Annotated in this window: 9 protein-coding genes; 4 read left to right on the top strand and 5 right to left on the bottom strand. The window is 61.3% G+C overall.

Annotated elements, in window-relative coordinates; genetic code table 11:
- The 4 genes from NTCA1_RS24715 to NTCA1_RS24700 form a co-directional block, all read right to left on the bottom strand.
- On the bottom strand, nt 1-841 hold an 841-nt coding region (locus NTCA1_RS24715), incomplete at its 3' end, for a hypothetical protein (RefSeq protein WP_159832121.1).
- Nucleotides 842-843: 2 nt separating this feature from the next.
- The gene (locus NTCA1_RS24710) at nt 844-1143 is read right to left on the bottom strand and encodes a ribbon-helix-helix domain-containing protein (RefSeq protein WP_159832120.1); all 300 of its coding nucleotides are present in this window, start codon (nt 1141-1143) and stop codon (nt 844-846) included.
- Entirely contained in the window at nt 1140-1796 is a 657-nt protein-coding gene (parA, locus tag NTCA1_RS24705) for a ParA family partition ATPase (protein WP_159832119.1), read from the bottom strand. Before parA ends, NTCA1_RS24710 begins: the two co-directional genes overlap by 4 nt.
- Nucleotides 1797-1872: 76 nt before the next feature.
- Nucleotides 1873-2514, bottom strand: a complete 642-nt coding sequence (locus NTCA1_RS24700; protein ID WP_159832118.1) for a transcription elongation protein SprT — start codon at nt 2512-2514, stop codon at nt 1873-1875.
- A 419-nt stretch (nt 2515-2933) separates the two neighbouring features.
- On the opposite strand from NTCA1_RS24700, the gene NTCA1_RS24695 reads away from it, so the two are divergent.
- From NTCA1_RS24695 to NTCA1_RS24680, 4 genes are all read left to right on the top strand, one after another.
- Nucleotides 2934-3200, top strand: coding sequence for a type II toxin-antitoxin system RelB/DinJ family antitoxin (locus NTCA1_RS24695; RefSeq protein WP_004213356.1), 267 nt, complete (start codon nt 2934-2936; stop codon nt 3198-3200).
- Nucleotides 3187-3468 carry a type II toxin-antitoxin system YafQ family toxin gene (locus NTCA1_RS24690; protein WP_159832117.1) on the top strand — a complete coding sequence of 94 codons (282 nt, stop codon included), beginning with the start codon at nt 3187-3189 and terminating at the stop codon, nt 3466-3468. Before NTCA1_RS24695 ends, NTCA1_RS24690 begins: the two co-directional genes overlap by 14 nt.
- Nucleotides 3469-3477: 9 nt before the next feature.
- Nucleotides 3478-4098 carry a histidine phosphatase family protein gene (locus tag NTCA1_RS24685; RefSeq protein WP_159832116.1) on the top strand — a complete coding sequence of 207 codons (621 nt, stop codon included), beginning with the start codon at nt 3478-3480 and terminating at the stop codon, nt 4096-4098.
- A gap of 130 nt (nt 4099-4228) precedes the next feature.
- The gene (locus NTCA1_RS24680; protein ID WP_159832115.1) at nt 4229-5176 is read left to right on the top strand and encodes a pepsin/retropepsin-like aspartic protease family protein; all 948 of its coding nucleotides are present in this window, start codon (nt 4229-4231) and stop codon (nt 5174-5176) included.
- Nucleotides 5177-5365: 189 nt separating this feature from the next.
- Here NTCA1_RS24680 and NTCA1_RS24675 read toward each other — a convergent pair whose 3' ends face one another.
- Nucleotides 5366-6298 (bottom strand): LysR family transcriptional regulator, encoded by a 933-nt coding sequence (locus tag NTCA1_RS24675; RefSeq protein WP_159832114.1) that lies wholly within the window; start codon nt 6296-6298, stop codon nt 5366-5368.
- Between the last annotated feature and the right edge of the window lie 83 nt (nt 6299-6381).

Genomic DNA, 6381 nt, shown 5'->3' with positions numbered 1-6381 from the left:
GGGGAATATCGCTGGCCCAAATCCTTAGCGTAGGATTCCGCCCCCTCCCGCAAACGCCCCCATCAAGGTTTCGGATGGACAGCGCCGCGAAGCATACCGCTTTCCTGCGTATCTCGGGCCAGTCGTCTATGTCGTCGGGGTGAAAGATAATCGCAAGTTCCGCGCCGATCGTGCGCCCCGGCAACTCTCCCTCGCGCATGGGTAGCAGTCCCGCCATTTCCTGCGGGATGGTCAGTTGAGCAGTGCACATGAAATTGCACTCGACCGAAACGGCTTGGCCGTCCAGATCGCTCGCGGCCGGGTCCGTGAAGTAATGCCAACTGCGCCCTTTGTCGGTCACAAGCACCATAAGGTGCCCGCGCTTTTCTATGCGGGCCTCGTAAAGCTTGACCAGCATTTGCGGGTCGGTAGCGCCCGATCGCTGCCAACCGCCGATCTCAAAGGCGATTTCGTTACGCTCAAAATCACTTCGCGCTCGGGTTCCCTTTTCTGGTGGAAGTGGCGAGAAATCGGAAAGATAGAATCCGCCATAGACCACATCATAGATGCGTTTCGCCCACGCCTGATCGTTGCGCGTGATCCGGGAGAGATAGGCTGTCGGAAACGCGGCCTGCATTGCTGTCGGCCGCAAGGTCGTCTCGAACAACCTGCCAGGCTCCCGCTCATGCCAGCGGATCAGAGGATATTCCTGCTTCCAAGTGTGTGCGGGCCGATAGAAATAGTCCATCGGATCACTGCGGCGTTCCGGCTCTTTGCCAGATTCTCGCGCGGATTCCCCGCACCCCCCAAGCGCAAGCGCGGTCAATGCCATCGCCAGCGCCAAATGTTTGCATGTGAACATGCTCACTTGCCTACAGGGCTTTCCCCCATCTTGCGCAGCCAGTCGTTGAACGCCTCAGCCATAGCGTCTTGCAGGCTCATGCCGTGCTTGCGGGCGGTCATATGCATGGCGAACGACATTTCCGGGCTGAAATAGCCGGTCATGGCCTTCTTGCCCTGACGGCTCGGCGCAACCGGGCTGCTGCCGGTGCCGCCCCCTGCCCCGCGCTCGATCGCCGGCGTTGCCCTCGCCTCCGGCTCGGCCGTCGCCGGCACTGCATCGCGATCCCGCAATGCAAGCAATGATCCTTTCCGGCTGCTCATGCGCTGGCCCTCCGCTTCTTCGCTGATGCTTGCATGTTTACATGCTCGCATGTCCACTTGTAAAGCTGGCGCACCTCGTCGGCCGCCTTGCCGTCCGGCTCGATCTCCATTGCCGTCTTGCCCTCGGCCGCCGCGTGGCGGAAGGCGGCGCGATCCGCGACATGATGCGGGCAGGCGTCCAGCCCATAATCCCGCACGAGCTGCGCCGCCTCGTCATACATGCGCGGCGCGGTCGGGCTTCCCGCCGTGAAGATCACGAAAGCGGGCTTGCCGCGCATCTTCACAAGGCTGGCGGTCGTCTTGATCGCGGCCAGGTCGAACGCGCTGGGGCGGCAAGGGATCAACACCAGGTCGGCCGCCTCGACGGCGGCGCTGGCCGCGCTGTCGGCATGGGGCGGGGTGTCGATCACGATGAACGCCGCGCCCTGCGCGCTTGCCTGCTCGATCTTCGCGGCGAGGCGAGGGGGCGCGCTGTCGATCACGACCGGGGGCGCATCCTTGCGCCATGCCGCCCATTGGCTCGCCGTCGCCTGCGGGTCGAGGTCGATCACAAGGGCGGTATGCCCGGAATCCTCGGCGGCGGCGGCCAGGTGCAAGGCGAGGGTGGTTTTCCCCGCGCCGCCCTTCTGACTAATTATCGCAATTGTTGGCATGTGAATATCCTTACATGACCGCATGTTTGCATGTGGTCATAGCGCAAGCGGCAATCGGATGAAAGGGGCGGAGCGCCTAGCCGTCCTCGCCGCCCTCATCCTCACTGTCATCGTCCAGCGGCTCATGGCTCATCTGGCCGTGATCCTCGATCGGACAAAGCGGCGCTCCGGCCTGCTCAAGCCATTTGCGCGCGGTCCTGACGGTATAGCCGCACGTCGCGCACTCGCATTTGAGCATCCGGGTTTTCTGCTTCTTGGGCGCGGTCGACTCTCCGTCCGTGTCGAGACGGGCATGGGGGAGGGGGCCGACGCCCTCCAAGATTGGCGCGATGGCCGCAAGGAACGCCTCGCCGGGGGTGGTGGCGCGCATCGGCCCGACCAGGCCAAGCCCCAGCGCGACCCGTTTAAACGCTTTCCCATGCCCTGCCGGGATGCCGACGGCGGCATGGACAAGCTCATGCGCGAGGATGGCCGCGATCTGCGCCGGCATGGCGTCGGGCGCGTGCGCCAGGTCAGGCCGGATGAAGATTTCAAAATGCCCGTCCGCGCTGAGCCGATTATCCCAGCACTCGCCGATTGCCTTGGCCTTCGCGCCTCTGCTGGTGAAGCCGATCGCCACGCGCACGCGATCGGGCAGGGGGGCGTCCAGCGCCTCGAACAGCGGGGCCATGCCCAGCGCCACCGCATTGAGCCAGCTTTCGCGGGTTTCGTGGGTCATCGTCCTTACTCCCTTCAAATCGCCTGTCCGGCGATGGCCATGCCATCGGCCGGAACACGGACGCCCAAGAACGCCGGCGAGAGAGGGGGGCAGCGGGATTCGATGGGGGTGGTGCGGCCGCAGCGCAGCGAGGCACGGCCCCGTCTAATCCCGTTGCGGCGGAGAGGCGGACGGGACCGCCTTTCCCCCCTTCAAACGAACATCGACGCCGGCGCACGCCGGCACCATGACGCGAGATCCGCGCAGCGATCTCGCCCGCCATGTGGATCGTCACCTTGGGCCAAGACCGCTTGCGGGCTTGGGGAGCGCAGCGAGTAGAGCCACGGTGCCGCGCCAGCGGCAGGCGCATGACCGCCTGTGCCTTGCCAAAATCGGATTATGTGACTACATTGGGACTACGTTTTCAGAGGGAAATCCAAATGGCTGTTTCCGACACCTATGTTCGCGCCAGGATCGACAATGCCACGAAGGAGCGCGCCACCGCCGCGCTGGGCGCTATGGGGCTTTCGATTTCCGACGCGATCCGGCTGCTGATGCTGCGTATCGCCGATGAACGGCGCTTGCCTTTCGAGGTCAAGGTGCCGAACGCCGCGACGCGCGAGGCGATGGCGGAACTGGCGGCGGGGAAGGGGACCAAGTTCGCCAGCGTCGAGGCGCTGATGGCGGACCTCCATGCGGACGATTGACCGTTCGACCCGGTTCAAGCGCGACTACAAGCGGGAATCGAAGGGACGGCATCGCGCCACGCTCGACGCCGATCTTCTGTCCGTCCTGGCCGCGCTCGCGACCGACACGCCGCTTGATCCCAAATATCGCGACCACGATCTGAGCGGCGATTGGGCCGGCTATCGCGATTGCCACATAAAGCCGGACCTGGTGCTGATCTACGCCAAGCCCGATGACGAAACGCTGCGCCTCGCGCGCCTTGGCTCTCATAGCGAGGTATTCGGATAGATGACGCACATGCGGGCGATTTTCATCCGCCACGGCCAAAGCACCGGCAACGCCGGCGTGCCGTGCCATGATCTCGGCGCGATCGAGCTGACGGAGCTGGGCCAGGAACAGGCGCGCGAAGTTGCGGCGAGTTGGACGCAAGCGCCCGCACTCATCGTCACGTCGCCCTATACCCGCACCCGGCAGACGGCCGCGCCGACGATCGCGCGCTTTCCCGGCGTGCCGGTTGAAGTCTGGCCGATCGAAGAGTTCACCTATCTACAGCCGGCGCGCTGGAACGGCACGCGCAGCGCCGACCGGATGCCGCACCTCGAACGCTATTGGAACGCGGCCGATCCTGATTATTGCGACGGGGAAGGGGCGGAGAGCTTCGCCACCTTGCTACAGCGCTGCGAGGCGGCGCTGACGCGGCTCGCCGCCATGCCGCCCGCCTCGCTGGTCTATGTGTTCGGGCATGGGCAGTTCATCCAGGCCGCGCGCGCGATCGTCGCCGACGCGCATCTGGACGATCGGGGCAAGATGCTCGGTTTCTGGCGCAAGGGCGAGCCGCCCGCGATCCACAACGCGCAGCGGGTCAGCTTCCATTGGCAGGGTGGCCGCTGGTCCTGTGCGCCAGCGCTGGGCGCCTAATGGCGGCTATCGCCTGATTGTCGTATGACCGATTACAATAGGATAACAGATATTTGGAGAATTTATCCTAATGCCTACCCATGCACGGTTCTCCCACGTCCTCCCTATTGCAAGCGCACTCGCTCTGGGCATGACTAGCAGCATTGCGGTCGCACAGAACGGACCACCGCCATCGCAGACAGAGCAACAAGCGGCACTCACTTATGTTAGTAATATCGCTTATGTTGGTCGTAGCGAGGGCTGGACGCCGCTTCCATTTGAACGCTTTCAGGGGCTGATCTTCTTTCAAGGCACTATCAACGGCGAACCGGCAACAATCCTACTCGACAACGGCTCTAGCCATACCGCCCTTGATGCTGGCTTTGCTCGCCGTATCGGTTTGAAAATCCGCGAAACCGGCAAGGCAGCCCGGACCGGCACGGGCGAGTTACCGCTTGGGATGGCAGAGGGCGTATCGATAGATGTTCCTCACCAGCTTAATTTCACCACTTCGACCGGCGTTATCGATTTATCGGCTGCCTCTGCACAAATGAAGCACCCGGTCGATGCCGTCCTGGGAGCGGACGTTATAGCGCACTCAGCGCTTACCATCGTTCCATCTCGTAACGTCCTGATGCTGGTCCCCTCGGGCAGTGCCACACCTCGAACTGACGCATACAGTCGTGAAATTCCTCTTGTTTCGGGAGATCAGATCGAAGCGGAGATAAACGGTCATCCGGTACGTCTGCAAATTGACCTAGGGTCAAATGGTGTGGTCACTTTGTCTGACGCAGCATGGAATCGTATTTTTCCAAATGATGGCCAACCAACAGAAGGTAGCTCTACCCGAATTGAAGGTGCGAATCTTTCAACTCGGCGCACGCTGGGTAATAGGATTACCTTCGCAGGATCAACTGTTGAAGGAGCGCCAGTTGACAACTCTGGTCCTTTGCCCGGCAATCAAGATGGCCTTTTGGGTCAGGGCTTGCTCGAAAGGGCTGAAATAATTCTCGATATTCCGGCCAAGAAGCTAATCGTGATGCGTGAAAGAAAACCAGGTGACATGCTCGCGCCGTCAGCAGAGGCAAAACCAAGGTAACAATTCACCCGTTTTAGCGACATAGATTCCGAGATGGGTTTTCAGACGCCAGGGCGGGAAAGGGCGGTTTTCCCGGCCTGACCGGCCATGTTGTCTCGAAAAGCAGCGTTTGCCAGACGCGACAACTTTAACGATTGGTCGCTACTGATGATCCGCGAAAGGCGTATTGCATGATCGTCCGGGCAGCTATCAAGCTGCCGGCCCTTCTCCAGGCCCAGTATTGCGCGCGCAAGCAAGAATCACTTGCCGTAACCAGCGATGCGCGGGATCACTTTCCCTTCGGACATGCCATGCTTGCCTGTAATCGACCTTTGGAATCCGGAAAGGGGGTACGAACAGTCGTAAATCGTCGTGTGGCTTCACCGACGTGACCGCACGGCTTGCAATTGTCAGGATCAGGTCCGTACCGGGTAGAAGGTCCACGGCAGCCGACCAGTGCGGCAGAGCCAGCGCGATGCGTCGCTCTAACCCCATCGTGGACAAGGCGCGATCGATTTCGTCGACGGCGTCAGGACGAAGGGCGAGCATGACATGTGGCCTGCTCAGCCAATCTTCAAGAAGGAGCGAGCCTGCCTGTGGAAGACTGGTCTTGTCGGCGATGCTGACGAAGTGTTCCTCAAACAGCGTTTCGGCCCGAATATCAGGCGGCAGATCCGAAAAGATGCTGAGGGCCAAATCGATTTCACCATCTACAAGCTGGCCTATGAGCGCTTCGCGACTACTGCCTTGGCTGACGGCCAGATCAATGCCCGGGGCAGCGCTACGCAGATGACGAGCAAGGTGCGGCAACATGATGCGTGCTGCATAATCTGACAGGGCGAGCCGAAAGCGACGGCTGGCCTTTGAAGGATCGAAGTCCGGCATGGCAAGCAAGCAATTGAGGCCATCAAGTGCCTGATCCAGCGGCTCCGCAAGTTGCTGTGCTTTGGCCGTCAGCGTCAGCCCCTTCTCCCGGCGGACCAGCAGCGGATCGTCGAAATGCTTTCGCAACTGCGCCAGAGCATGGCTGACGGCAGGCTGGCTCTTATTGAGCCTGACGGCAGCCCGCGTCACGTGTCGCTCTGCGAGCAACGCTTGCAACGTTACGAGCAGATTGAGGTCAATGCGTCTCAATTCATCCATATGACGAATGATAACTATGATGAAATGTGATTTCCATCAGAATTGATAATGCGATATAATCGGTCATCAAATATCAAAGGGCT

The sequence above is a fragment of the Novosphingobium sp. TCA1 genome (assembly GCF_009811895.1).
GTDB classification, from domain to species: domain Bacteria; phylum Pseudomonadota; class Alphaproteobacteria; order Sphingomonadales; family Sphingomonadaceae; genus Novosphingobium; species Novosphingobium panipatense_A.
The sequence above is the reverse complement of the archived record's forward strand: the minus strand, read 5'-3'. Positions and strand labels throughout refer to the sequence as shown.

Coding starts and splice junctions, on each gene's coding strand:
- NTCA1_RS24695 (WP_004213356.1), top strand. CDS start 2,934: ATGGCTGTTTCCGACACCTATGTTCGCGCCAGGATCGACAATGCCACG.
- NTCA1_RS24685 (WP_159832116.1), top strand. CDS start 3,478: ATGCGGGCGATTTTCATCCGCCACGGCCAAAGCACCGGCAACGCCGGC.
- NTCA1_RS24680 (WP_159832115.1), top strand. CDS start 4,229: ATGACTAGCAGCATTGCGGTCGCACAGAACGGACCACCGCCATCGCAG.
- NTCA1_RS24710 (WP_159832120.1), bottom strand. CDS start 1,143: ATGAGCAGCCGGAAAGGATCATTGCTTGCATTGCGGGATCGCGATGCA.
- NTCA1_RS24700 (WP_159832118.1), bottom strand. CDS start 2,514: ATGACCCACGAAACCCGCGAAAGCTGGCTCAATGCGGTGGCGCTGGGC.
- NTCA1_RS24675 (WP_159832114.1), bottom strand. CDS start 6,298: ATGGATGAATTGAGACGCATTGACCTCAATCTGCTCGTAACGTTGCAA.
- parA (WP_159832119.1), bottom strand. CDS start 1,796: ATGCCAACAATTGCGATAATTAGTCAGAAGGGCGGCGCGGGGAAAACC.
- NTCA1_RS24690 (WP_159832117.1), top strand. CDS start 3,187: ATGCGGACGATTGACCGTTCGACCCGGTTCAAGCGCGACTACAAGCGG.